Origin of the sequence: Paenibacillus sp. FSL H8-0282 (assembly GCF_037963825.1) — a bacterium.
GTDB lineage: Bacteria > Bacillota > Bacilli > Paenibacillales > Paenibacillaceae > Paenibacillus_AQ > Paenibacillus_AQ odorifer.
The window spans coordinates 4039964-4066178 of record NZ_CP150146.1; the positions used below are offsets into that span (position 1 = coordinate 4039964).

General features: G+C 44.2%; 20 protein-coding genes. 2 read left to right on the plus strand and 18 right to left on the minus strand.

The genetic code is table 11. The features are described 5' to 3' along the window. From NST94_RS17360 to NST94_RS17400, 9 genes are all read right to left on the minus strand, one after another. Complete coding sequence (locus tag NST94_RS17360) at nucleotides 1-1119, minus strand: LCP family protein (RefSeq protein WP_339281122.1); 1119 nt, start codon at nucleotides 1117-1119, stop codon at nucleotides 1-3. 3 nt (nucleotides 1120-1122) lie between these two features. Continuing rightward, entirely contained in the window at nucleotides 1123-3033 is a 1911-nt protein-coding gene (locus NST94_RS17365; protein WP_339281123.1) for a nucleoside-diphosphate sugar epimerase/dehydratase, read from the minus strand. A gap of 106 nt (nucleotides 3034-3139) precedes the next feature. Next, nucleotides 3140-4450 (minus strand): glycosyltransferase family 4 protein, encoded by a 1311-nt coding sequence (locus NST94_RS17370; protein WP_081383496.1) that lies wholly within the window; start codon nucleotides 4448-4450, stop codon nucleotides 3140-3142. Further along, a complete protein-coding gene (locus NST94_RS17375; protein ID WP_179089467.1) occupies nucleotides 4398-5624 on the minus strand; it encodes an O-antigen ligase family protein in 1227 nt (408 codons plus the stop codon). Before NST94_RS17375 ends, NST94_RS17370 begins: the two co-directional genes overlap by 53 nt. An 84-nt stretch (nucleotides 5625-5708) precedes the next feature. Then, nucleotides 5709-6944 (minus strand): oligosaccharide flippase family protein, encoded by a 1236-nt coding sequence (locus tag NST94_RS17380; protein WP_076303330.1) that lies wholly within the window; start codon nucleotides 6942-6944, stop codon nucleotides 5709-5711. 5 nt (nucleotides 6945-6949) lie between these two features. After that, nucleotides 6950-7657 (minus strand): CpsD/CapB family tyrosine-protein kinase, encoded by a 708-nt coding sequence (locus NST94_RS17385; protein ID WP_076277771.1) that lies wholly within the window; start codon nucleotides 7655-7657, stop codon nucleotides 6950-6952. Further along, nucleotides 7605-8363, minus strand: coding sequence for a Wzz/FepE/Etk N-terminal domain-containing protein (locus NST94_RS17390; protein WP_076303331.1), 759 nt, complete (start codon nucleotides 8361-8363; stop codon nucleotides 7605-7607). The genes NST94_RS17385 and NST94_RS17390 overlap by 53 nt, the downstream gene beginning before the upstream one ends. A 251-nt stretch (nucleotides 8364-8614) precedes the next feature. Continuing rightward, the gene (locus NST94_RS17395) at nucleotides 8615-9577 is read right to left on the minus strand and encodes a permease prefix domain 1-containing protein (protein WP_076303332.1); all 963 of its coding nucleotides are present in this window, start codon (nucleotides 9575-9577) and stop codon (nucleotides 8615-8617) included. Between the two features lie 6 nt (nucleotides 9578-9583). After that, nucleotides 9584-9910, minus strand: a complete 327-nt coding sequence (locus NST94_RS17400) for a PadR family transcriptional regulator (RefSeq protein WP_036688249.1) — start codon at nucleotides 9908-9910, stop codon at nucleotides 9584-9586. Nucleotides 9911-11618: 1708 nt separating this feature from the next. Between NST94_RS17400 and NST94_RS17405 the strand changes: the two genes are divergently transcribed. Beyond that, nucleotides 11619-11813 carry a hypothetical protein gene (locus tag NST94_RS17405; RefSeq protein WP_143766400.1) on the plus strand — a complete coding sequence of 65 codons (195 nt, stop codon included), beginning with the start codon at nucleotides 11619-11621 and terminating at the stop codon, nucleotides 11811-11813. Nucleotides 11814-11862: 49 nt separating this feature from the next. On the opposite strand, the gene NST94_RS17410 is transcribed toward NST94_RS17405, so the two are convergent. Continuing rightward, on the minus strand, nucleotides 11863-12648 hold the full coding sequence (locus tag NST94_RS17410; RefSeq protein WP_076301579.1) for an SDR family oxidoreductase: 786 nt from the start codon (nucleotides 12646-12648) through the stop codon (nucleotides 11863-11865). Between the two features lie 199 nt (nucleotides 12649-12847). Here NST94_RS17410 and NST94_RS17415 point away from each other — a divergent pair, with 199 nt between their 5' ends. Then, nucleotides 12848-13501 (plus strand): TetR/AcrR family transcriptional regulator, encoded by a 654-nt coding sequence (locus tag NST94_RS17415; protein WP_076220107.1) that lies wholly within the window; start codon nucleotides 12848-12850, stop codon nucleotides 13499-13501. Nucleotides 13502-13639: 138 nt separating this feature from the next. On the opposite strand, the gene NST94_RS17420 is transcribed toward NST94_RS17415, so the two are convergent. The 8 genes from NST94_RS17420 to NST94_RS17455 form a co-directional block, all read right to left on the minus strand. Then, nucleotides 13640-14455 (minus strand): ABC transporter permease, encoded by an 816-nt coding sequence (locus NST94_RS17420; RefSeq protein WP_076129863.1) that lies wholly within the window; start codon nucleotides 14453-14455, stop codon nucleotides 13640-13642. 2 nt (nucleotides 14456-14457) lie between these two features. Continuing rightward, complete coding sequence (locus tag NST94_RS17425) at nucleotides 14458-15489, minus strand: ATP-binding cassette domain-containing protein (RefSeq protein ID WP_076301580.1); 1032 nt, start codon at nucleotides 15487-15489, stop codon at nucleotides 14458-14460. 109 nt (nucleotides 15490-15598) lie between these two features. Further along, the gene (locus NST94_RS17430; RefSeq protein ID WP_076182444.1) at nucleotides 15599-15931 is read right to left on the minus strand and encodes a metalloregulator ArsR/SmtB family transcription factor; all 333 of its coding nucleotides are present in this window, start codon (nucleotides 15929-15931) and stop codon (nucleotides 15599-15601) included. Between the two features lies 1 nt (nucleotide 15932). Then, nucleotides 15933-16355, minus strand: a complete 423-nt coding sequence (locus NST94_RS17435; protein WP_076129854.1) for an SRPBCC domain-containing protein — start codon at nucleotides 16353-16355, stop codon at nucleotides 15933-15935. A gap of 214 nt (nucleotides 16356-16569) precedes the next feature. Then, nucleotides 16570-22089 carry a discoidin domain-containing protein gene (locus NST94_RS17440; protein WP_339281124.1) on the minus strand — a complete coding sequence of 1840 codons (5520 nt, stop codon included), beginning with the start codon at nucleotides 22087-22089 and terminating at the stop codon, nucleotides 16570-16572. Between the two features lie 31 nt (nucleotides 22090-22120). Further along, nucleotides 22121-23557, minus strand: a complete 1437-nt coding sequence (locus NST94_RS17445) for a glycosyl hydrolase family 28 protein (RefSeq protein WP_280753093.1) — start codon at nucleotides 23555-23557, stop codon at nucleotides 22121-22123. A 104-nt stretch (nucleotides 23558-23661) separates the two neighbouring features. Then, the gene (locus NST94_RS17450) at nucleotides 23662-25248 is read right to left on the minus strand and encodes an extracellular solute-binding protein (protein ID WP_076182453.1); all 1587 of its coding nucleotides are present in this window, start codon (nucleotides 25246-25248) and stop codon (nucleotides 23662-23664) included. Nucleotides 25249-25335: 87 nt separating this feature from the next. Beyond that, the gene (locus NST94_RS17455; RefSeq protein ID WP_076129850.1) at nucleotides 25336-26199 is read right to left on the minus strand and encodes a carbohydrate ABC transporter permease; all 864 of its coding nucleotides are present in this window, start codon (nucleotides 26197-26199) and stop codon (nucleotides 25336-25338) included. Nucleotides 26200-26215: the final 16 nt, after the last annotated feature.

Genomic DNA, 26215 nt, shown 5'->3' on the forward strand with positions numbered 1-26215 from the left:
TTATTCCGTAAAAAGACGTTCAGTAAGTGACTTTACCTCTTCCGGATTTGCACTCCAATAATACACTTTGGTTCGGACGAGCGGATCTAGAGCAGAGCTGTTATGGCCAGGAATCTGTTCATAAGCAAAATCCGCGGAATCCATTCCCTTGAATAGCCAAGCTAAGCTCATCAAATCACTGTCACTAAAACTCGTATCAATAATGTCTTTCTTTTCACGCAGTAGCAGTCCCGCTAGATCAGAAATATGTTCCGGACTTAATAGCTTTTTGGCTACAGCCCGAACGATATTGAATTGCTCCCGTTGGCGGCTAAAGTCACCCTCTTGAGTCGAGTAGCGCTCCCTTGCTAAATAAAGCGTGTGGGCACCATCCAGATGCTGCTCACCTTTCTTGATGGTGATCTCCGGAGTGATGGTCACATCCTGATCAATCAGCATATCGATCCCGCCGATCGAATCGATGAAATCACGAACACCGGAGAAGTTCGTCTTGATGTAGTAATGAATAGGAATATTCATAAAATCACTAACGGCTTGAATCAGTGTCAGCGTACCCTGCTGATTCCCACCCTTTGTCTCACCAACGATATGTGCATGATTGATCTTGGTATAACCGACGTTCTGCACATAAACCCGCGTGTCCCGCGGCACAGATACGATATTCACCTTCCGTTGATCCGGCATCACATGGGCAACCATGATCGTATCTGCCCGCGAGCTTTCTCCGCCCCAAGTGTCTGTTCCAATTAGCACTACATTAAAGGATGAGCTTTTCTTGTCTGTTGGAGATGTCACCGCAGTTGGAGTCTGTGTAGACGTTGTAAGGGTAAGCTCATCCGTTTGAGCTTGTGGGGCTGGTGTGCTGAGCGATTGCACCATCGCTTCATTGTCCGTAACCACATTAGAGCTAGGGATCGTCAAGGGGTTAAGAATCGCCTTATTAAAACGATGCTCTGGATTCAATATCCCTCCAATCCAGATCCCCCCAACTACAACCACAACAAGAATAACAATCAGGCTGTATCGTCCCACCCGCCGCATGCGTGAATGTTTACCTGTAATTGCCTTGTCGCGCTTGCCCCATAATCTTGTCATCCATGAATGCTTAGTCGACTTCATAGGTCAGATTCCCGCATGAACTTCGGATTTAATGCGTTCAAGATCATGTGTGCCCACCTGCGGTTCTTCCTGAAAGCCCGAATAGCTTGGAATTAGCTGCTTTAGCAGTTTTTTGATCTGATGACTGCTTGGCATCAGTTCATACCGTTTGCACAAGTTCTCCAGAACCCCCAACACCAAATTCAGTTCAGATCTGGAGACACTTTGCGGGCGGCTAATCATAATACGGTAGTTGTTAGTGACCAATAACCCTTCTTCTTCAGTCAAAAGCTCCTCAAACAATTTTTCTCCAGGACGAATGCCAGTGACCACAATGGGAATATCTTTGTCAGGCTCGAGACCCGACAAGCGGATTAAATCCCTCGCTAGATCGTATATACGAACTGGCTTACCCATATCCAGCACAAACACTTCTCCCCCTTGTGCCAGCACACTTGCTTGAATAACCAACTGTACCGCTTCGGGTATCGTCATGAAGTAACGCACCATATCCATATGTGTAACCGTCACCGGGCCGCCGTTTTCGATTTGTCTTTTGAATAACGGAATGACACTGCCCCGACTGCCCAGCACATTACCAAAACGTACAGCGGCAAAAACCGTCTTACTTAAGGAATTCTGATCATTAATGATCATTTCCGCGGCTCGTTTCGTGGCCCCCATAACACTGGTAGGATTAACCGCCTTATCCGATGAGATGAGGATGAACCGTTTAGCGCCATATTTAGCACTCGCTTCCGCTACATTCCTTGTGCCGATCACATTATTTTTAACTGCCTCTACTGGATTCATCTCCATAAGAGGAACATGCTTGTGAGCAGCGGCATGATACACAATGGAGGGGCGGAACTTTTGAAAAACGTTATCGATCCGCGATACATCCTGAATGTCCGCTATAATGGGATGAATGATCTGATCGGGATATAACTGTCGCAACTCTTGTTCAATAAGATAAATGCTATTTTCTCCATGCCCCAAAAGCAGCATTTCCTTCGGACGATACGCAGCCAATTGCCGGCATAATTCCGAACCAATTGAACCGCCTGCACCCGTGATGAGAATACACTCGCTTCCCAAATTCTCACGAATCTCTTCCGTATTAATTTCTACGGGACTTCTCCCCAGCAAATCATTTACGGATACTTCACGGATCATGTTAATGGCCATTTTCCCGTCCAAAATATCGGTCATACTAGGCATTAACTTGATCTGAGCTTTGGTAGATTTGCAGATTTCGATGATCTCCAGTAATTCCTTTTGAGGAGCCGTAGGCAAAGCGATGATAATGAACGAAATATCCAGCTGCTCGACTGCCTGGGGAATGAAGTTACGGTTACCGACAATCGGCAACCCCATAAGCTCCAGCTTGCGCTTTGAGATATCATCATCTATGAAGGCAACTGGGTTCATGAATTTAAATCTTGAATGCTTGATATCTTTGGTAACGAGGATGCCTGCTTTCCCTGCCCCAACGATTAGCAGATTGCCTTCGGATGAACCCTTTGTTCCCAGTGTTTCGAATCTATCGTTGATAAGGCGGTTAACTAAACGTAAGCCGGCAACGCCGAGAAATACGTAACCCGCTGCAAAATAAATCGAAATCGGCAATCGATAGGAAGGGACGAATACATGCGCAGATACATTGACAGCGACCACTCCGCAGAGTGTTAAAGCACTCACTTTTAGCAGCTGCAATAACTCACCTATACCGGTGTATCGCCAAATATTGTTATACACCTTGAATCCAAATGAGAACGCTGCGTACACCATAATGTGAATGAGTATCGCCCACGGAAGCATCCACATGTACTGCTCAGGGATTTGAAAATCAAACCGAAGTAAAAACACAAGCCACACTGAAGCCGCTATAATTCCCGCATCCAACATGACTAAACGTACGATCCGCATTTTCATCACTTCTTTCTCCCTAATTAACTAATTATTCGTTTATTCGTTTATTCGTTTATTCGTTTATTCGTTAATTCGTTTATTCGTTTGTTGTCGTATATGTGAGAATGAATTATCTATCTGCTGTCAGACCCGGTTGTAATTCAGACGGAAAAGGCTTTATCCCTGGTTCTTTCAGCGCTTCTATATAAATCGAGTCCATTTCACGAAGCACCGCTGGCAATCCATAGCGAATAATCCTGTCCTTGTTCGCCTTACCCATTGCTGCGGTCAAAGCTGCGTCCGCTCGCAGTTGAACCAGTGCTTTTGCCGTAGCGGCAATATCATCTACTGGAACCAACATGCCCGTTGACTCATGCTCAATCAAATCGCGAATGCCCCGAATATGTGTGCCGATCACGGGTTTGCCTGCTGCCATCGCCTCCATAATCGCCCGGGGTAACCCCTCACGATAAGACACAAGTGCCGCAACATTACACGCTTGTAGCAAATCCGGTATATCTCTTCGGAACCCCAGAAAATGCACCTGATCCCTAACCTCTAACCGAGTAGCAAGTTCTATAAGGGTTTGCTCGAAAGGACCTGTACCTGCGAATGCTAGATGAATATCGCTTGCTTGATCACCCAAATGATGTAGTGCTTCGATCAACTGTTTTTGGTTCTTGTTAGCATTTAACTCAGCGACGCAGAGAACAACGAATGAAGGATTATCATTGTCACTCTTAGGTAAATCAAATAGCTGGTAACGACTTTCCCCCATCATTTTTGCAATTTCATTATCCCCCTCACCGCTACCGTATACTAGAAGATCAAGCCCGACTCCGCTCACATAAGTTACTTTTTTTCGGACAGGGAATTTCTGAGCACGCTCATAATCTTCACTATTAATGGTGATCAGTACATCCGTCCAACGTGCCATCAAATACTCCAACGGATAATAAAGCATCCAGTTCAGAAAAGGAGCACCTTTAAAAAAATGAAAACCATGAGCTGTATACAATACGCTAGGGACACCTGCTCTATGGGCTGCAATCCGTCCGAGAATCGAAGCCACTGGTGTATGTACATGGACGAACTGAAATTTTTCCGCTTGGAAGCTTTTCGTTAAGATCCGCAGAGCCGTCCAATTCTTCAACTGTAAAGGACTTCGTTGTATAGGTACGTCGTGACATACAATTCCCCGCTGTTCCAAGCGCTGTCTGGCTTCGCCCGGCTGAGCGTAAGCATGGACTTCACACCCTTTTTGCAGCAATAACACCATGTAAGGTAAATGAAAACTCTCGAAATGCCCATATATGGAGGCTACAAAAGCAACCTTTGCTTGTAAGCCACCCTCAGCTGGAATAGTCCCGATGTCCTTACTTGAGCTTTTATTGAGGTTGCTCTGCTCGTTGTCGAAGCTTGCGCCCAGTTGACCGTTCAACGTGTTGGGTTCGATAGGGCATCTCTCCTTTCAGGTTTTTGTCTGTTAACCGGATGCAAGCTCCGTTCATCGCCATCATGAACCACCAATACCGCTGGAATAACGCCTCAATACCCATCGATAACCCAATCATCGCCGCATGGGACAACAGCAATGCCATAATAATTGGCCTATGAATGGGATCTGCTGCACGATAAGAACGGATAGCCACAATGAAGAACCAAATCATAAATCCTCCATATACAATCAAGCCCAATAAGCCGAATTCAGTCAAAAACCATATTGGCGTGTTGTGGATAATAATGCGCAGTTCGTAATTATAGGAACCAAGCCCAATGCCTAATAATGGACTTTGTGCGATCCAATCCACCGCTTTGTCAATGATGTCAAGACGCGACTGGATCTGGGAAGGTCTGCTAGACATAGACTCCAGCACATTTAGATAAGCGGTGCCTTTATACAGCAGCAGAGCTATAAAAGCCACACCAAACCCCATTCCGATCTTGATCAGTCTGGAAGGTTTGGTAATCAAAAGTGTAAGTAATACAAGGAAGAGACCAATCCAAGACGAGCGCGAGAAAGTCATCATAATGCCCCCGGCTAAGCTTATCGTCGCTAGTATGCTGACCCATCCCCGCAGCAGCTTTATCTTCTCCCCACTCGTCATGATATGAATGGCAAAAGCCGTCACCAGCAATCCTCCGTATGCATTGGGATCAATTAACATGCCGGACAACCGCCCGTCTTGCACCATAAACGGAACCTTTACTCCGCTGAAAAAAGCGAATAGGGCAACACCATTTAAGAGCAGCACACTGATCAGGAAAAATCGGAGCATCTTATATAACCGTTCCCAGCTATCTACGGCTTGCACAAGCATGATATAGGTCAACAATAGGAGTATGAATCCAATATCTTTTTGCAATAAGGCGTATTGGGTTATGAAGCCGTTGCGCCAAATGGATACAAAGGAAGCTAGAACAAAAATGAACAACATGCCCCAATGCCATGAACTGAATATCCTCCGGTCCAATTTGAGATGGAATCCAGCGGCAAACAAACCTAACATTAAGAAGAGATCCGACGGGGCGATACGGAAGGCTCCACCAAAATCAAACTGTGCCGGAAGGCATATGATATACCCCATGACCGCAAACAGAAATAAATTGTGCATGGTGTAGGGCTTCCCTACAACAGATACAGATGTCATACAAGTCCCTACTTTCCTACTTTCCTACTTTCCTATAAAACAAAGAACTTATGCCGCCGCTTCCGACTGTTCCCGATTTCTTACCTTTCCGATGACACGATACAGCACAACTACACTGCCAATCATCTGTACAAATAACGACGAACTAGCTCCCATCGCAGCCCCTACTACCCCGTAATGAGGTACGAAGATCAGACAACATAAGCCATTAGTGAATGCTGTGCACAGAAACAATGGAATCTGGGCTTTGTACCTTCCGGTAGCCGTTATGGCGTACCACAGGTAGGATGAAATAAATACCAGCATGGTGGACGCCAGCAGCCAATGAAACAACCCTAACTCTCCTGCCACGTCTGAACTGAATAATAAGGTTAACAGCTTGTGTCCAAACAACCACCCTATCAAACAAGCGACCGCACTAAAACCCAAACCCATCGCTATCATTCGGCTGAGTAAAGTGACAAACTCCTTGTGTCTCCCGGCTGAATGCCACCTGGCAAGACGTGGTGTTATGGCTTCACCAAGTGCGGTGACGACAACATTACAGGCAACAATCATATATGAGAGTGAAGCATAAATACCTAAGTCATGCTCCCCTTTAAAATAGGAAATCGCGTATAATGGGATATTCGTATTTAACGACATCAACGCCAACACCACGCCTAGCGGTGAACTGACGATCAGTAAACTCCATAGGCTTCTTTTGTTGAAGAGTGGCCTGAGAGAAGTGTATATTCTTGCTTTACGAGCATCATATCCAATCGTTATCGCTAACCATCCGATAATCATGACTAACAAGGCAAGAACAAGGCTCTGTGTAGGGATAAATACGAGGATGAAGATTAGAATGGAGAATAACCCTTTTGCCATTCTGGAGATTGAGATTTGATCTAATCTCTCCTCCTTTTGAACGATGCCCAATAAAATATCACTGATTGATTCAACGATTCTATACAGACCGATGAAGAAAATAACCAATGCTGTATTCCAATCCAAACCACTCATAATGCAAAAGCCTGCGGTAATCGTAAACGCAAGGGCGGTTGTTATCAGCCGTAAGCCCAGAAAGTCTCCAAAACTGTATTTCCCCGATGAATCAACGATTAATACGGAACGAAGATGTAGATGCGACAGCATAAAGATCGGAGCAGTAACTGCAAGCCCTAGCGAATATTTCCCCACGATTGCCGATGACCCGAATTTATTCAGCAGGATCACAATCACAAACTGAGCACCAGCGTAAGTGATATTCCCGAGCAAATAACGAAGAGAAGCAAATGACATAGACGTCAGACCATTCCTGAAGAAGAGGCCCACTCGGCAAAATCTTCACCACGAATCTTGGAACGCCTGCTCTTTTTCCGATAATTCAATACGGCTCCCAGTAAATGTGCTCCCTGCTGCTCTAACAAGTGCTTGGCAGAACTCGTGTGCTTTAAGAGTACTTTTCCGGATTTCACAACTAGCAATACCCCCTCAGTCATCGTTGCCAAAATAAGGGCATCCGAAAATGGCATTAATACAGAGGATGAGTCGATGACAATCGTATCAAAACGCACGCTCAGCTCTGCAAACAATCGCTTCATTCCTTCAGAGCCTAGTAATTCAGCGGGATTTGGTGAAATCGGACCAGAGGTCAATACAGACAAACCTTCTGCTTCCTCAATAGAAATAATGCAATCCTCTAAGCGGGTATGATCCACTAAGATACTGCTAAGCCCGATCCAATTAGGCAGATCAAATGCCTTATGCACCGTTGGCGTACGTAGATCCCCATCAATGAGTAGAACTGTCTTACCAGCTTCCGCCATGGCAATCGCCAGGTTTATCGCTACCGTTGATTTCCCTTCATCCGGAAGCGAGCTTGTGACTAATAAAGAGCGGATCTCTCCACCAACGCGGGTATAACGAATATTGGAGCGTATGCTTCGGAATTGATCTCCGTTAGATGACTTCGGTTGTTCCAGGCAATATAATTTTGGCGTTTTCTTCTTCATAACTTGTGGCTCCTTCTGCTGATTTGGTTTTCGCTTTATTCCGCCGTTTACGTGGCTTCAATTTGCCCACGGTTCCCAGAAGCGGAAGCTGCAAATCAAGCTGAATATCTTTGGCACTTCTCACGGGTTTCTCCATCAATTCCCGGAGGATAGAGATTGCGATCCCGGTAATCAGCGCCAATCCGAAGGCAACAGCCATATTGAAGACCGGCTTAGGTGAGACAGGATCAGAAGGAACCTTGGCACGGTCGAGAAATACAACATTCTCCACTCCCATAATCGATTGAATATTCGCATTAAAAGCTTCTCCGAAGCCATTCGCGATATCTGTTGCCCGTTGAGCTTTTGAATTGGTCACAATTACCGTTGTTACGAGTGATTCACTATTGGTTCTTGTCTTCACATTTTTGAGTAACTCTTCCGCTGTCATTTTTAGCTGCAGCTTTCTGACAACCTCTTCCGCTATCCTGCTGCTTCGAATGATCTCCCCGTAAGTGGTTACCAGTTTTTGTCCGGCCATAATGTCATTAATTGCTTTCTGCTGCCTGTCTCCTTGAATAAGTATAGAAGCTGTCGCCTCGTATTTCGGCTGTAAAACATAATAGCTAACACTACCAGCGAGCCCGACTGCAGCGATACATAATACAATAATGAACAGCAGCCTACGTTTTACTAGTTTCAAAATGCTGCCCAGTTCGAATTCCATCGATCATTTCTCCTAACTAGTTAATGTATTGTCGCCTCTTTAACAAGATTATTGTTGTATATTCATATTCTCTTTCTCTCAACATATGTCCAAGTCCGTACTTAAAATTTAAATGTCAAAATATTAAAGGGCTCATATAGCTCACCTGTTAAAATCCAACAAAAAAAGGCATTCTTCCAGCAAAATCAACTGGTAGAATACCTTACATATAAACTATCTAGTTCAGGAATGTACAAGTGCAGTCAACACCATCAGGAGATATCTTTACGTTTCAGAACATGATGAACATTGCTTAACATGCCGGATAGAACTCCAGCAATTGGGAATACTGCCCAATTGACGTCCCAGCGCCCATAGACAAAACCCGTGAACAGAAAAATCGCCGTCGCCAAAGGCCATAATACAGCCCCAACAACTCCAACAAATCGGTTCTCTTCCTGCTTCTCTGCAGTGATATTCGGCTCCTCCAGCAACTTCGTATAAGTACCCTGGATATTCCCGTAATAGATGAACAAAAACACCGCCACAGCTGCAATAAACAGAAAAGCAGCGACTCCATAGGGAGCATAGTCATCGTTGACATAGCTAGTGGTAAAGATAAAAGCCGGCGACAGCACGCATAGGCAGACTCCTGTAATCAGAGAAAGACGGTAAGTCGGAGCATAAAGACTTTGGCTGCGTTGAAGCGCCATTTTTAGAGCATAAGGCAGCTGAAAGCCTTGCTCCAGACTCTTAAAGCGATCCAGCTTCATTCCGCTGTGTATAAACATCCCGACCGCGATAGCGACCAGCACGAACATTCCGACCAGCCCCAGCATCGAACCTTTATCACTCATAACAGCCTTATTTTCAAATATTGTATCCAGGGTGATCAAAAACGCCACTCCGCATGCGCAGAGAAAAACGCCGATCCCCGTCCATAATCCAGCGCTTCGTCTGGCCGCCGCATAAGCGTAAACCTCTTCTTCCGTCAGCACCGGAATAGCCTGTTCTGGCGCAACCGGATTGATGCCAAGCTCCGCTGTCAGCTCTTCAATATTGCCGAATTCCGATATGACGATACCAATCGCCTCATTCTCCGACTTGCCAGCAAGCTTCAGCTCCAGGTACTTCTCCTCCATCCCTGATAGCAGCTCTTGCTTCAGATGTTCTAGTTCCGGAGTCTTTGGCAGACCCGCAAACATATTATCCAGATATACTATGATCGTCTCCATGCTCTATCACCACTCCTTGATAAATTGGTTTACAACTTGCTGTGTAACCTTCCATTCCTCACATTTTTCTCGGTAATAGGCGAGACCCAAAGAGGTAATCCGGTAATACGTACGCCGCTTGCCAAGACTCTCATCCAGATAAAAGGATTCTATATATCCGTTTTTCTCCAGTCGGGTGAAGGCAGAATATAACGTTGTCTCCTTCATGACATATTTCTCCTGCGTTAACTGCCTGATATTTTTGGAAATCTCGTACCCGTAAGATTCCCCGTCCAGCAGCATGTATAGGATCATCGTATCATTGTAGCCGCGTATAACATCACTGCTGATCAAAAATATCCCCCCATGATTACTTCATCTGTCGTAGTAGTTGCAGTATAACACAATTACTACGACAGATGAAGTAGTTAATGGAAAAATAGGCCAACATAATTTGAGGACCGATCCTTCCTTGATTAAATCACAATTGCTGTCTGCGCATGAGGTAGCTTCCAATACGGGGTTAGGTATACGAAGGTGCAGGCCAGTAGTGTTTGCGGGGACGATGGTGTTTACTAGTAGGCTGTTTGCGAGGGCGGGGGTGTTTACTAGTAGGCTGTTTGCGAAGTCGATGGTGTTTACCAATTGGCTGTTTGCAGGACGATGGTGTTTACTAGTAGGCTGTTTGCATAGACGATAGTGTTCACCAATTGGTTGTTTGCAGGACGATGGTGTTTACTAGTAGGCTGTTTGCGAAGTCGATAGTGTTCATCAATTGGTTGTTTGCAGGACGATAGTGTTTACTAGTAGGCTGTTTGCATATACGGTGACGTTTACCTACTCTTAGTTTGGCGGATGAGGTACTATCGGACTCAGTTGGCGTTATTCGAGGCATTTTACTACTTTTCAGGTTCTATCGGACCCCAATGCACCTATTGGCGCACAAAACATCATATTTAGGGCACTTTCTAGGGAATAGCTGCACTGGAGTCCGAAACTGCGCTGGAACAGGGAAAAACATACTAATAACGTCATTGGGGTCCGTTTGCCTTGCTTGCCCCAATATCTATTGAAGCAACAAACCAACGCTGGTTTGTTGTCCTTTTTATTGAACCTTAATACAATAAGGTTGACTGCAAGAACATAGGTGTTTACTTCCCCTTACTTTGGCGGACGAGCTACTATCGGACTCAGTTGACCTTATTCGCAGAAATCCCCCACTTTTCTGATCCTATCGGACCCCAATGCACCTATTGGCGCACAAAACATCATATTTAGGGCCCTTTCTAGGGAATAGCTGCACTGGAGTCCGAAACTACGCTAGAACTGCGAAAAACATACTAATAGTGTCATTGGGGTCCGTTAGCCTTGCTTGCCCCAATATCTATTGAAGCAACAAACCAACGCTGTTTTGTTTTCCTTTTTATTGAACCTTAATACAATAAGGCTGACTGCAAGAACATAGGTGTTTACTTCCCCTTACTTTGCCGGACGAGCTACTATCGGACTCAGTTGACCTTATTCGCAGAAATTCCCCATTTTGCTGATCCTATCGGACTCCAATGCACCTATTGGCGCACAAATCACCATATTCGAACCTACTTCTAGGGAATAGCTGCACTGGAGTCCGAAACTACGCTAGAACTGCGAAAAACATACTAATAACGCCATTGGGGTCCGTTAGCCTTCCTTGCCCCATTATCTATTGAAGCAACAAACCAACGCTGGTTTGTTGTCCTTTTTATTGAACCTTAATACAATAAGGTTGACTGCAAGAACATAGGTGTTTACTTCCCCTTACTTTGCCGGATGAGCTACTATCGGACTCAGTTGACCTTATTCGCAGAAATTCCCCATTTTGCTGATCCTATCGGACTCCAATGCACCTATTGGCGCACAAAACATCATATTTAGGGTACTTTCTAGGGAATAGCTGCACTGGAGTCCGAAACTACGCTAGAACTGCGAAAAACATGCTAATAACATCATCTGGGTCCGTACCACAGTGGATGATTATGAGTCGGCGGTGTGATTGAGATTTAGATGTCGATTGTTGATATTGATGTTGGTGATGTTGACGATGTTGATAGTGATGTTGGATGATGTTGATGTTGATGATGTTGGTGATGTTGGTGATGTTGATTTTGTTGATGTAAATTCAAGCGAACGGAGTCAAAGTCAGGAAGTCAAAACACAAAACAGCGGTTCTCCCATATTGGGGAGAACCGCTGTTTTGTTGTTTTTTTATAATCAATAAAATAGTTAATCATTGCTAAGGAATACACCAACTTGAATACGTTGACCTATTAATGTCGTGTACGGAGCATGCGTCCAACAAAATAAAGCATTTGTTTACGTGTGAAAAAACGTGACATTTGAGCAGAAATATAGTTTGTAAATCCTGGGACAACAAATACTTTTTTAGCCTGAAGCGACCGAAGAGCCACTTGAACGACATTTTCTGGCGTGTCTCGTTTCCCTACCGAAGCCTCATCGGCTCCCACGACATTAAAAAATTCTGTTTCCGTAGACCCCGGACATAACGCAAGAAATTGTACGCCCCGTTTCCGATTTTCCTCCCATAGCGCTTGAGTAAATGATAATACAAAAGCTTTTGTCGCTCCATATACAGCCATATTAGGGAGAGGTTGAAATGCAGCTGTTGATGCAACGTTTATGATCACTCCACTTTTTCTATTTAACATCTCTGGCAAAAACAAATGGGTCAGATCTACAACCGCCAAAACATTTAGCATCACTTCTTCATGTTGTCTCGAACCAGATAGTTGTTCAAAAAGCCCATGCGTAGCAAAACCTGCATTATTAATAAGAATATCAACGTTCAAGCCACGTTCTACACATTGTTGATAGAGCCTGTCAGGGGAACCTTCTTGAGATAAATCAGCAACTAGAACCTCCGCTTGAATTTGAAATTCTCGTTTTAATTTTTCCGCTAAAGCAATCAGTTTATCTTCAGAACGGGCGACTAAAATTAAGTGACTTCCTTTGGCTGCAAGTTCTCGAGCAAACGCTTCACCTATACCCGAAGAAGCTCCGGTAATCAACGTCCATTTATTTTGAATTGTAATCATTGCTATCCTCTCTCCCTTTAACGACCATTTAGAAACAGTGTTTCAATAAGAATCATTGTATCCAAGTGAGGTTGTGTTGTCAAATAAAGTTCTACACATTTAATTATTGGCTATTTCTCTTCTACATCAGTAAAATAAGGGTTAGAAATAACGGCTATCTAAAAAAAGCTAAAGTAAAGTTCTAAGGAAGTGAAACTACATGCAAAAATCGTCCAAAATATCTTCTATAGATGCTGAATCCGTTACAACCTACCCAAAAGCAAAGCAACGGCATGCGGAAATATTAAGACTGAACATTATCGAAGCCGCTGCGGCCATTATGCATGAATCCGGACCCGAAGGTGTAACCATCCGTAAGGTTGCTGAAAAAATGGAATGTCCCACAAAAATCATTTATAACTTGTTTGGAAACAAGGAAGGTTTAGCGAAGGAGCTTTTTCTGCAGGGGTGTAAATTGTTGGCTGCTGCCTTTCAAGCGGTTCCAAAACAAGACAATCTAAATTTATATCTTCGCGAGCTTGGACAAGCTTATTGGGATTTCTCACGGAATCATACTAGCTATTATATGGTTATGTTCGGAGGAGCCTTTAGCGAATTCAAACCGGAGGAGGAAAGCTTACATGCTATCTTTACGGCACTACAACAAGTGATAGCCCTTATTACAGAAGCCATCGAACAAGGATTTATTAACGAAAAAGACCCTCTGCTTGTTGTGAACCTGGTGTGGGCGTCATTGCATGGCGTCATTCATCTGCATTTAGGGGGACATATTCAAAATGAGGAAACGGCTAAAATATTGTATGATAGATCGGTCTCCAATTTAATTCATACCTTCTTTAAAAAAGATAATTAATTCTAAAAAGGCCTCTTTGCAAGTCCCTACTCAATAAATTCAAGCCGTAATCTTGGGATATCCTTAGATCACGGCTTTTTTAACATGCTAAAAAAACACAAAAAAAACGGCATTTCTGCCGCTTCTTCATCTCTCTAATTATGTCCGGCGCATATATGCACGCACAGTGATAGGTGCAAAAACCGCAACAATCACAGCGGCTCCGATAAGTGAAATAGCGAAATCCCAGCCTACGGTTCCAGAGTTAGCAAGCTCACGGACAGCTGACACAAGATGCGAGATTGGATTGACTTTGACAAACCATTGCAGCCAGTTAGGCATCGTATCTACAGGCACGAAGGCGTTGGATAGAAACGTGAGTGGGAACAACACAATCATTGATATCCCCTGTACGCTGGAAGCGGTTCGGGCAATCACACCAAAGAAAGCGAAAATCCAGCTAATCGACCAGGAGCAGACAATAACCAAAAGCGCAGCAATTGCGACATGCTCCAGACCGCCATCAGGTCGGTAACCCATAATATAGCCCATGACAAAAGTAAGCACAGTAGCGATCGTATATCGAATCGTATCTGCCAACAAAGCTCCGGCTAATGGGGCTATTCGGGCAATCGGCAATGACTTAAAGCGGTCAAACACCCCTTTATCCATGTCTTCCCGCAGTTGGACACCAGTGACGATGGAGGTCGTGATTACAGTCTGCACTAGAATACCTGGAATAATAACGGGCAAATAGCTCACTACATCTCCTGATATGGCTCCACCAAAAATATAAGTAAACATTAGTGTGAAAATAATTGGCTGCAGCGTTACGTCGAACAATTGCTCGGGTGTGCGACGGATTTTCAATATCCCGCGATAAGCCATCGTTAACGAGTTACGAACAGATTGTTTGAAGCTCGTATGGTTTTTCAATTGTCGGGTCGCACCTGGACTAATAGTAGAAGTTCTCATACTCATGCTCTTGCTGCCTCCTTATTCATTGATTCTTGTGATGCTTGGGATGCCTCATCCGTAACTCCATGGCCAGTGATCGTCAAAAACACTTCATCAAGCGTCGGTTTCTGCACACTCATCTCTGCGAGTGGAATCCCCGCTTCGCGGAGTGCAAAAAGCAAATCAGTGACTAAATCAGCGTTCGCCATCGGTGCAGTAATTTTCCCAGCCTCATTCGGCACAATAGACTGGATATGCAGCACATGTTCCACAATCCGGCGCGCTTGAGCGATATCTTTAAGATTTTGGATTTTTAAGTGCAGCGAGGTGGTGCCCACTGAAGCTTTTAGCTCATCCACGGTGCCTTCTGCAACGACATGACCATGATCAATAACTGCAATGCGGTCTGCCAGCTGATCGGCTTCCTCAAGATACTGTGTAGTTAACAGCACTGTTGATCCTGTGTTCACCAACCGACGAATGGTATCCCACATTTGCGAACGTGTCCGTGGGTCCAGACCTGTTGTTGGTTCATCCAAAAAGATAAGCGGGGGCTGGGCAATCAGACTCGCTGCAAGATCCAGACGTCGGCGCATACCGCCAGAGAAATTTCGAAGCGGCCGTTTCGCCGCCTCCGTCAGACCAAACTCTTCTAACAACTCCGCTGCCTTTTGCCGCGCCTCTGCCCGCCCTAACCCTAAAAGACGTGAAAAGATAATCAGATTCTCTGTAGCACTAAGTGACTCATCCACAGAAGCATATTGTCCCGTAACCCCTATCAATTGCCGAACAATCTGCGACTCCTTTACCACATCATGCCCGAAGATTCGCGCCGACCCCGCATCCGGACGAAGTAACGTAGCCAGCATCCGAATTACCGTCGTCTTTCCTGCCCCATTGGGACCAAGAACGCCGTAAATCGTGCCTGCCTTAACGTTTAGATTTACTCCATCAACTGCGCGATTGTCACCAAACGTTTTGACAAGCCCACGCGCTTCGACGGCCCAATCTCCAGGGTTGGGCTCAATTATATTTTTGCGTTCATTTACCATTACAATTCCTCCAACGTTTTAGTTTGTATTGTGATGGTAACTCCCTTTTATAAACTGAATTTAAACAACACAAAAAACCGGGGAGCGCGATCTCACGCCACCCGGCTTATCACTTCTCGTCTGAGTCAGACTCAACATATTCTTTAAGCGCAAACAATTTATTAGCCCAGTAACCTTCAAAAAAGGCAAGCCAATCTTGCAGCTCCAGCAAAGGTTCTGGCTGAAGCTTATACCGGGTCTCCCGTCCGACTTTCTGACTGCTAACAAGCTGCGCATCGGACAATACCTGTAAATGCTTATTAACAGCGGTTCGGCTGATCGGGTAGCAATCCGTAATAGATGCTATAGACATTTCCTTATTAGCGAGCAGCTTTAGCAGACTGCGGCGGGTAGGATCTGCTATCGCTTGAAATACATCATGTCCTGCTTCAGCAACCGGCATATTAAGCCTCGATATAAGCAGGAAGTTTTTCTTGGACGATTTTTTCCCAGCCGCTGTTCATAAAGCCGCGTACGATTGGATGTGGTTGGCCAAATTCAGTAACTTTTTCAGGGTCCCATCCAGAATGAATCAAGGTAAATTCAGTTTTCCCTTCGATTTCTTTCAGTTCAAAAGCAAGATGCCAATCCTTCCCCCAATTAAAACCAACACGATTCGGAGGATCAACTTCGGTTACTTTACAAGGAGAATCTCCGAATTGTCCAGCATGCAGGATGAATTCATGCCCAACAACAGGCTCAAATGTACTAGGCATCCACCAGGCTGCCATTCCTTCTGCCGTGGCAACAGCTTTCCAAACCTTTTCTATTGGCGCATTTAGTAAAATCGTTTGACGAATTTCTTGTAAGGGTTCTTGAGTTTGCATAATAAATAGCCTCCAGCATTCATTTAATATAACACCTTTTGGGTTCGCTTTTCATTATAACACCTTTAGGTGTTATGTCAATTTACAGATTCCCCTAATTCTCCGTTCGTTATTCAACGTCTCAATCCCTCAATAATATCCTTTAACTGCTATAAAAAAGCCCATCCCTCGGTCATCCCGAAGAAAGGGCCTTCCTATTACATCAGCTCTATGGTCAGTTTCTTGGCTTGACAGTTACTGTGATTTTCTCGCTAGATGTCTCGCCTGATGCATTGACTAATACCGCGTAGTATTCATATACACCTGGTGTCTTATCTTTAAGTTTCGTAACTGTCAGCTGAGCCGCAGGGGTAGCCGTGCTTAGTGTCTGTGTGTCGATTACTTCTCCATTCTCATACAAACGGTACTCAGTACCATTGGTTCCCCACCACATATTCATCACAACGTCGTAAGTTCCATCCCCACTCCAGTTGTCGTGGGATACTATAGGCTTGCCCGGCGCTGCATCTGTAACAGTAAGGATTAGCGGATCGCAGGTAGTCGAACCGAAGCTGTTGACTAGCTCGCACGTGTACGTGTAGGTTCCATTTGATTTGCCCACAATATCCGTACTCATGGCTTGTGCATTCGGTGAGCTGTCCGTCAGCATCTGGGTACTGATCAGTACATCGTTTTCATAGAGCTTAAACTCGGTACCGTTGTTCCCCCACCAAAGATTCATCGTGACGGCATAGCTGCCATCTCGAAGCCCGGTGTCGTGCCCATTATTGTCAGATAACACTGGCTTTCCAGGGGCTCCACCAGCAAGCGGAGTTGTATTCTGGAGCCATTGTGACCAACGGACTAGAACCTCTGCCTGCTCAGAAGTGAACACCTGATTGCTCTGGAGATTCACTTCACTATTAAAAGCTTCCAGCAAGCTGTGAACTTCTGCGCCAGCATGCTGCTGAGCTTTTTCTTTGGCGATCGCCAGCTGCTGCTTAAGTGAATTGGTTACGTTTTCTAAATCTGGAGCACCCGTCTCAGCTGCAAAATTTTCGGTTAATGCCGACAAGCTGTCAAATGTCGCATATACACTATACGAATGCTCTGCCAGCCCGACATTGCCCGCCGCATCCTCGGCTTTCGCAGTTACACTATGAGTTCCCGCTTCCAGCGTATACGCTTTAACATCTGCGAGCGTTGAATCACATGGCGAATAAGTAATGCCTGATACAGTATCAGCTGCACTACAGGTGATGTTTAATGTCTGCTCTATGGTATAGGAACTCTCTCCTTTAATTACTACCTGTGGTGCGGTCCGATCAATCTTCACCACAGCAGTCTTCTGCGGCTGTTCCACATTACCCTCTCTATCAACGCTCCAATAAACTAACTTATGTGTTCCTTCATTGGACAAAATAACTGAATTCCCGGTTTTCTGCTCGCCATCGTTTACTGTGAAATAGGTTGCCGCAACACCAGAGCCCGCATCTGTAGCTGTGAAGGTTACCAACGTATCCTTGTTGGTCCAACCTTGTGGCGCATCATCCGTTGTCACCGGAGCTGTTGAGTCCGCCCCTTTCACTACGCCATAAAAGCGTAATTCCGCCATGTTTCCAAACCAATTACTACTATTATAGATCCGGATATAACGATAGGCTTCTGCGTTACTAATACTTAAGGTCTGCCAATCCATCGTTTTTCCTGCAGGAGAGGAGATTGTCGTCCAGCTTGTATGATCATTCGAACCCTGAACCACAGTCCCATTGATTCGTGTAAAATAATTATCTTGCCTGGAAAGCACCTCTGCCTTGGACAGCTGGACCCTATTCCCTTCTTTAAAATCAAACGTTATAAATCCTCCATATCCACTACCATTTACCCGAAAATCCGTAATTGTGCCTGCATTTCCATCGAATAATGATCCCGCAACATTCCTGAGATCGGTTGGTGTTCTCCCACTGGAATCACTTAAATTAGTAATCGCAAGCACATTACTAATCAACTCGGTCTCATCGGGAATGTACAGAGAGGAACCATCTGTAGTTGATGTTTTTTCCGGCCCCTCGATTCCCTCCTTTGACTTGTATTTAATACTAAAGTTCACAGGTCCAGGTTGTGCGTTATTGCCCATGACCGCTTCAGCCGTCCAATTGATCTTATCGACAGTAGCAACGGTTGCGACTTGATCCTGAATATTGACATTCACTTGGTTAATTGCATCGCTTGCTTTAAAAGACAATTTCACCGTGTCCCCAGGCACAATTCGTTTCTGGATACTTTGGTCGGAGCTAATGGACACCGCATCAAGCTTTGAATTGATTGTAACATCACCATACAAACGTAGTTCAGCCATGTTTCCATACCAGTTGTTTCCATTGGTGATGCGGATATAACGATAGGGTTCTGTGCTGTTAATCGTCAACTTCTGCCATTCCGGCGTATTTCCTGCTACATTAGAGATCGTGATCCACGTCACATTGTCATTGGAGCCTTGCACCACTGTTCCATTAATTCTGCCCGCATAATTATCTTGCCTTCCGATTACTTCTACCCTAGACAGCAATGCCTGGCCGCCTTCTTTAAAGTCAAAGGTTAGATATGCACCATAACCACTGCCATTTAAACGAAAATCAGTGATGGAACCTAAATGATTATCAAATAAAACTTTTGCTGTTGCCAAAAGATCAGCCGGATTTCTTCCACTGGAATCGATTAGGTTTGCTATCTCAAGCACATTAGCGACAAGTCCCGTCTGATCTGCAATGAATAAAGTAGAACCATCTGTTGTAAAAATAGTCTCTACTGCATTCTCTCCAGCTGCCGTTTTATAATTGATCTTAAATTTCACAATACCTGATGGAACATTTTCATTCACCACAAGCTTAGCTGTCCAGTTGATATTGTCCACAGAACTGACTGCAACAGGTTGACCCTGTATATGGGCCGTGGCATTATGGATCATTTCTGTAGACTTAAAGGATAATTGAATCGTATCCCCTGGTATAATTCGATTTCTTAAGCTTTGATCCGAGTGAATGGACACGGACTCTAATTGATTTACTGTCTCATACCGCTGGCCAAAGATTCTAAATTCAGCAATTTCCAGCATAGTACTCGAAGGCTTTATCATTTCCATTTTCAAAAATCGGAATTTTTCATGCTCCAGGCCTGCTTGAACCTCAAGTCTCTGCATCTCTTCAGTAACTGTTGTCAAGCCGGGGGTTAAGCGGGTCCAATTTTCTTTGTCATTCGATCCGAACATTGCAACGCCGCCAATTCTCTCCGGAAAACTAGCTCTTACCTGAAGCTCAAAGCTTTCTGCTGATATTTGAAAATCCGGTCCTAAATCCATGTAATGCGCCCGATCCTGCGCTGTATAATACCCCACAAAACTATCATTTGTGTTGTCCAGCAGGTTCGGGACAGCATTACCAAAGGTTGAGCTAACAAACATATTCGTAAAATTAACACTTCCATCTTTCATTAATGGCGTCAATTCTTTAAGACTTTGCACTGCGAGATTCAGGTCAAATAACTTCTGATAGAAGACCTCGTCAGTGGCAGTAGTAATTATATCCATTACCTCAGCGTGCACTTGCTTATAGTAAGCTAACGTTGCCGAAATGTAAGGCACATCAACATGATAAGGAGAAATGACGGCGTTGACGGCAGATTGCCGATCATTCGCTACTACAACACTAACATCCTTGGCTGTAACCGAAGTTCCATCTGCGGCACTCACTACAAAGGAGTAGGTTCCCGCATGTGCTCCAGACCAAGAGAAAACACCTGAAGTCTCATTGAACACTGCACCCTCAGGTAACTGATCCGCTTGATAGGTAACAACATCCGTTGCACCTGTGTCTGTCGCAGAGAAATCAAATTGAATTGCAGCTGTAGATCCCTCATAGGTAAACAAAGATACTGGTGCCTTTCCTGATGTAAATACTGGAGGGGTAAGCTGTGCCCCAGCTTTTAAATTAATATGGTCAATATCGACTGTTGTTCCATTTCCTTTTACATTAAAATAGACAAGATCGCTGAAGCCTTGGAACTCATTGAACTCATACTGAATATACCTCCATTGCCCCTTTGTATCAGGTAGCGTAACGGTATCGCCAAACACCTCCATGGTTGCTATGCCATTAGTCCGAATCTTTAAAGCAATGATTCGTTCGCCACTGCTTGCACCCACAAAAGCAATTTTACTGCCCTCATCTGTTGCGGTAATTTCAACGTAAGTAGTGTCTCCTTCTTGTTTTGTGGTGGAGTGACCATCAAGCTTCGTGTACCGGTCTTCTAGTTCTCTCAAATCTGGATTCGTTATCACCTTCGGCAAATTGAGCGTACCCTCGCCCTCTGCTTCTTTAGGAATGTACAGCCAATAATCCCCGCCTCCATCCGGAGACTCCCAATAGAAAGGCAATCGCTTAGCAAACATCTCGCTAAAATAAGGAGCTTCAACCTCCATATTTATTCCAGCTGTATATTTATAATAATAATAAAGGTCATAGACATTACCGCCAATTCTCCCCCTGTAACCGCCAGCCAAGTGTTTATAGATAATCGTTGGATTTCCATTTACATCTGTATGTGCCGCCACTGGAATCCAGGGTGTATCATGGCCAATCATATACTGAGCAAAGTAGTCGGCAGCTTTTAAAATCCGTTGATCTAGAAATTCATACGGCCCCACCGCATTTGGCGCACTAGAAACAGTCCCCTCTACCGGATTTACCTTTGTTTCCTGAGCCAATAATAAACGTGATAAAATCTCTACATTCGTTATATCCCCAGCGCCATGCGCCTGATCTCTGCCCATTTCAACATGCTGAACTACGGGTGGATTAACTTTTTCCCCTGTTACAATATTTGTATCAACCCATCTGAATAAAGCTTTTATCGCGCCATTTTGCCCCTGATCGACAGCGGTTTTATTGACGGTAAACCATTCAACTCCCTCATTGTACCTCTCTGTATTTCCTGTAAAAATATAACCTGACATAGCTCCAAGCAGCGGATAAAGATGCTGGTTCATAAAACGATCATTTGTGTGTTGGAACGTTTCAATAACCGGATTAATAAGATTATTCGTAAAATCAGCGACATCTTTTTCCGTCCATTTCAGCTCTTCAGTTTGAGCACTTGTGTACCTTAAGATTTCCGCCGCAGTAACCATTCGATTAAGTGGAATTCCTGTATGAATATGTGCATCATTAAAATACACGTATTTCTCAGGGTCCATCTGTGACCAAATCCGGATAATATGCATGGCATTGGCTCTGTAAACCTCATCACCCGATATTACATACAATAGAGCTTGTGTATAAGCCTTCAAACCATCCGCTATAAATCTTGAATTAAAGCCCTGGCTATTAAAAGCATCGCTCGCTGGTTTCAACGGATCCGCACCACTTTGATTGTTGGAAGTGACCGTCCTTGAAGCTGCCGGAGAGAGAAGCATCTGATTATAATAAGTGATCCAGGGTTCTTTTTGCGCCCGTACCTGTGTCCTAATATTCTCAAGAATATCCTTGGTCAGGCCAACACCCGGATGTTTGAATCCGCTTTCATCTATAACCTCATTAATGGTAGGTTGGTAATCCGTAATTATCGACAGCTCTGTCGATTCTACTGCGGCTCCTTCTGCCGATAAAGGCACTAGCGTTACCAACAAACTTAAGGAAACTGTGATCCTAAAAATACGTTTAAGCGATTTTCCAAAGAGTAGCTCTTTAAATGAATTCATTGTTCTCCTCCATTCATTTACATCCTCTGATTTAATGCAAATAAATACCGCTGGCAAATTCATTCACTACAAAATGTTTGTTATTCAGGTCGACAATAACCTCTCCATTAATCTGAAGATTATAAAAATAAATATCCTTCACACCTCTTTCCTCGTCATAGCCGAATATACGGGAAGGATTGATATTCTTCCCATTGTAGGTGATATCGCTAAACTCTATATTTTCGATACATCGTCCTGGCACCGGATTATAGGTTTTATTCCACACCACGCGGACATCAAACAGCTGCCCCAGTTCAAAATCCTCCACCCGGATATTTTTGAAAGTAACCTTACGAACGGTATTGTTATCCCCTGCACAGATTGCCATAACCCCCCAATAATTTTCCTGCGGCTCGTGATGCTCAAGCACATCGATATTTTCAAACCAAATATTTTCTATAAAATCGCCATTATGTTGGTGATCACCATGAATACCGACATGCATGGCATGAGCAAAGTCCGCCCAGAGTATGGAATCTTTAACTGTGATATGGCGTGAGTCTCCATAATACTCTCCACGGCTGCCGTAAATGGCAATGCAATCATCAGAAGTTCTCAAGAACACATCTTTAATATCCACATTTGAGCTAGCCATCATATCAATTCCATCACACCAGCCGCGTGTACTGAAAGCTTTGAAGTTATGAATGCGGATATGCTTAGACGCTCCGATATATATACTGTAATGCGGAGGATCAAGCGTGATGATCCCTTCGATCTCAATCTGTTCAGAATGCTGGATTTGAACGCCTCTTAAATAAGTGGTTTTCTCCATATCCGCCAAATACAGAACACCTCTGCCGCGAACAACAACATTCTCAGCATGGTCAATCATTATGGATCCGCAAAGGATCGCGCCTCCGGCAATATAAACTGTGGTCCCAGAAGGGATATGCAGCATTGGATTCTCGAATTGATGAAGCCCGGGCATAAAATATATCGTCTGACGCTCCCCATTAGCCCTTTCTGACAAATGCTGAACTTGTTCTGCGATAGCCGCAAATTGATGTATTCCTGGTTGGACAAGCACTACATTATCATCGTCAAGTTTAGGTGGGGCTGTCTCCAAGGGGTTGGCAAAAAGATGCAAGTTACTAAAACGTTCTCCATTGATTTCAATGGAAAGCTTACACGGGTGCTCCAATGTGAACAAAAGGGTATTCTCTTCGATTTGAAAGGGAATATGGGTTGCCAAAGGGCGAATAACCGCTTGTTCAATCTGCCGGTTATTACAATGAACAGAGACCTCCACCGTGCCTTCCATATCAAAATAAACCATCGATGTCGATCGAACCTGATGCATATCCACCTTTGCTTCAAAAACAAACAGTGCTTGCCATCCCCCACCAGGCTCTCGTACACTCACTGTAAAATCGTCTTTCCCCAGGGCTTCATTCGGCTGCTCATAAATAATTAATCCGCTCATTTCTACCTCCGTTATCTTAAAATCAACTCTCTTAAGGGTTTAATAAATAGGCTGGAGCAAGCTTTTGCTCCAGCCTATCATCCAGTACTAATCAGCGAACCCTGCTATTTACGATCTGCCAGCACTTTATTTACCTCATCCGTTACTTCCTGACCTCCGGCCTTTAGCCAGCTATCCTTGAAATTATCAAAATCTTTACCCGTGTTCGCTTCTCCTGTAATTGCTTTGATAACAAACGTATCTTGCAACGTCTTCAGATTGCCCCAATACTTGGGTTTGCTTGTTAATACCGCTGGTCCCAGTACATCTAGCAATGGTGTAACACCTGGAGTGATCTTGTCTCTCAAATCTAGCAATTCTTGTTTTACCGTATGTTTTTCCATTGAAGTGTCTGTGGAGCTAAGTGGATTATAGAAATTACCTGCTCCCATCTTCGGAGCACTAACCTCTTCATCCGCTTTTGGAATGGCAAGGTCCCCTTCCATATCATAGCTCACACCCAATTGACCGAAACCTGTCAGCAGAAAACCTTCGGAATCCGTAGACACATATTCGAGAATTTCCATAATCTTATGACGTTTCTTCTCATCCTTTTCGAGTTGAACACCGAACAATACTGGCGCCTGTCTTGCACCATACGCGAAAGAATAAGCAACGCCATCTGGGGCTGTAAACGGCTTGCCAGGCACGAATATTTGACCTTTCTCTAGACCAGGTTTTGCGACAAACCCAGATTCTTTATAAAAATTGCCCCACTTCCCGTTATCCACCATACCCACTTTTTGGTCAGCAAATTTAATATTGATTTCGTTATTATCACTAGTTATGAATTCAGGATCAATCAGACCTGCTTTGTACCATTTGCTCAATAACGCCAATGCTGATCGCGTCTCTTCTGTAATGCCTCCATAAACTACGTTCCCGGAAGCATCCTTTTTGAACTGATAAGGGGAAACAGCAAATGCTGAAAAGACACTTGTGAACAATTGCTCTGGAAGCTTGCCGCGGCCGATTAAACCGTAAGTATCCTTCTTCCCATTTTTGTCCGGATCTTCATTAACAAATTTGGTGAGTACATCCTCAAGCTCTTCCAATGTCTTGGGTGGTTCTGAGTAGCCAATATTTTTCAGCCAGGCTTCATTATAGCCCGGAATAAATCCATCAAGACCACCTGGCCAAATTTTCGGGATCCCCCAGTTTTTTTCGTTGTATAAGCCTACGCCCCATGCCCCGGAATCAACCGAATCCAATGCTGCTGCATATTTCGGCATCAGGGATTCAATTTCAGCCTTATCAATCGTCGCAATAATCCCTTGATCTGCCCATTGCACCATATCCGTTTCATTTGCATCGACCGGGAAGATATCAGGAATATCTCCAGAAGCAAGAAGCACCGAAAATTGTTCTTTCCAAGTTCCACGTTCCAATTTAATATTTTTGATTTTTACATTAAATTTCTTCTCGAGCTCGGTTTGCACATAGTTACCGTCTTCTTCTGGCGTATTAAAGTTGTTCGCCCAAATAATTTCAATCGGAGCTTCAGCTGCTGATGTTCCCCCTTGACCTTGGTTCGTCGGCTTCGTTTCGTTAGTGTTATTATTCGCCACATTCCCGCCGCAACCGCTCATGACAAGTGAAGCCGATAGGGCTATCGCAGCAATTTCCAACCATTTCTTGGATGTATGCCTCATATTCTTTTATTTCCTCCCTTTTCTAGTTCATCTATATATTTAGACAGCCCGCGGATATAGCGGACTGTTTAAACCGTTCTGAGCCTTCTAACCCTTAAGTGATCCAACCATAATTCCTTTGACGAAGAAACGTTGCAGGAATGGATAAATCATTAATATAGGTAGCGCTGTAAACATAATAATCGCCGCTTTGACCATTTCAGGAGCCTGCTCATTGGTAGGAAGTGGTAACATCGGATCTCCTTCGGCCGAAATAACTAGCCGTCTTAAGAAGAGCTGCAGTACAATCTTTGATTGATCCTGCATATACAACATTGCATCAAACCAAGCGTTCCAGTGCCCTACTGCAGTCCATAGGGCTAACGTTGCTAGAACAGGCTTCGACAGTGGAATAACAATCGTAAATAAGATCCGCATATCATTAGCCCCATCTATTTTAGCTGAATCCTCCAGTTCCTCCGGTATACCCATAAAGAAATTTCGCAGGAGCAGAAGATTAAACGTGCTAAGCAGGCCGGGGACAATATAAACCCATAACGAATTTATAAGTCCCAGACTTTTGATTAGCAGATAGGTAGGGATAAGCCCGCCGCCAAAAAACATCGTTACGACAATGAACATTGTATAAAATCCCCGGTGCGGCAAATATTTACGAGATAGCGGATATGCTCCCAGTGACAGAAACACGAGTGTCAGAACTGTTCCTACAACTGTGCGGAAAACCGTATTCCCCATCGTTTGCCAGACCGTATCTGTTGTCAGTACACGCTTCCAAGCAAAGAAGGAAACTTCTTTGGGATAGAAATGAATTCCCGGCCGTAGTGCTTCCGCAGGGGTGCTAAACGATATAGAGAGCACATGCAAGAAGGGATAAATCATCGTAATACAAAGAATGATTACAAATAGGATTAGAAAGACTTGGAATACTTTTTCACCAGTGGATAGCTTCAATTGTAGTTACTCCTTC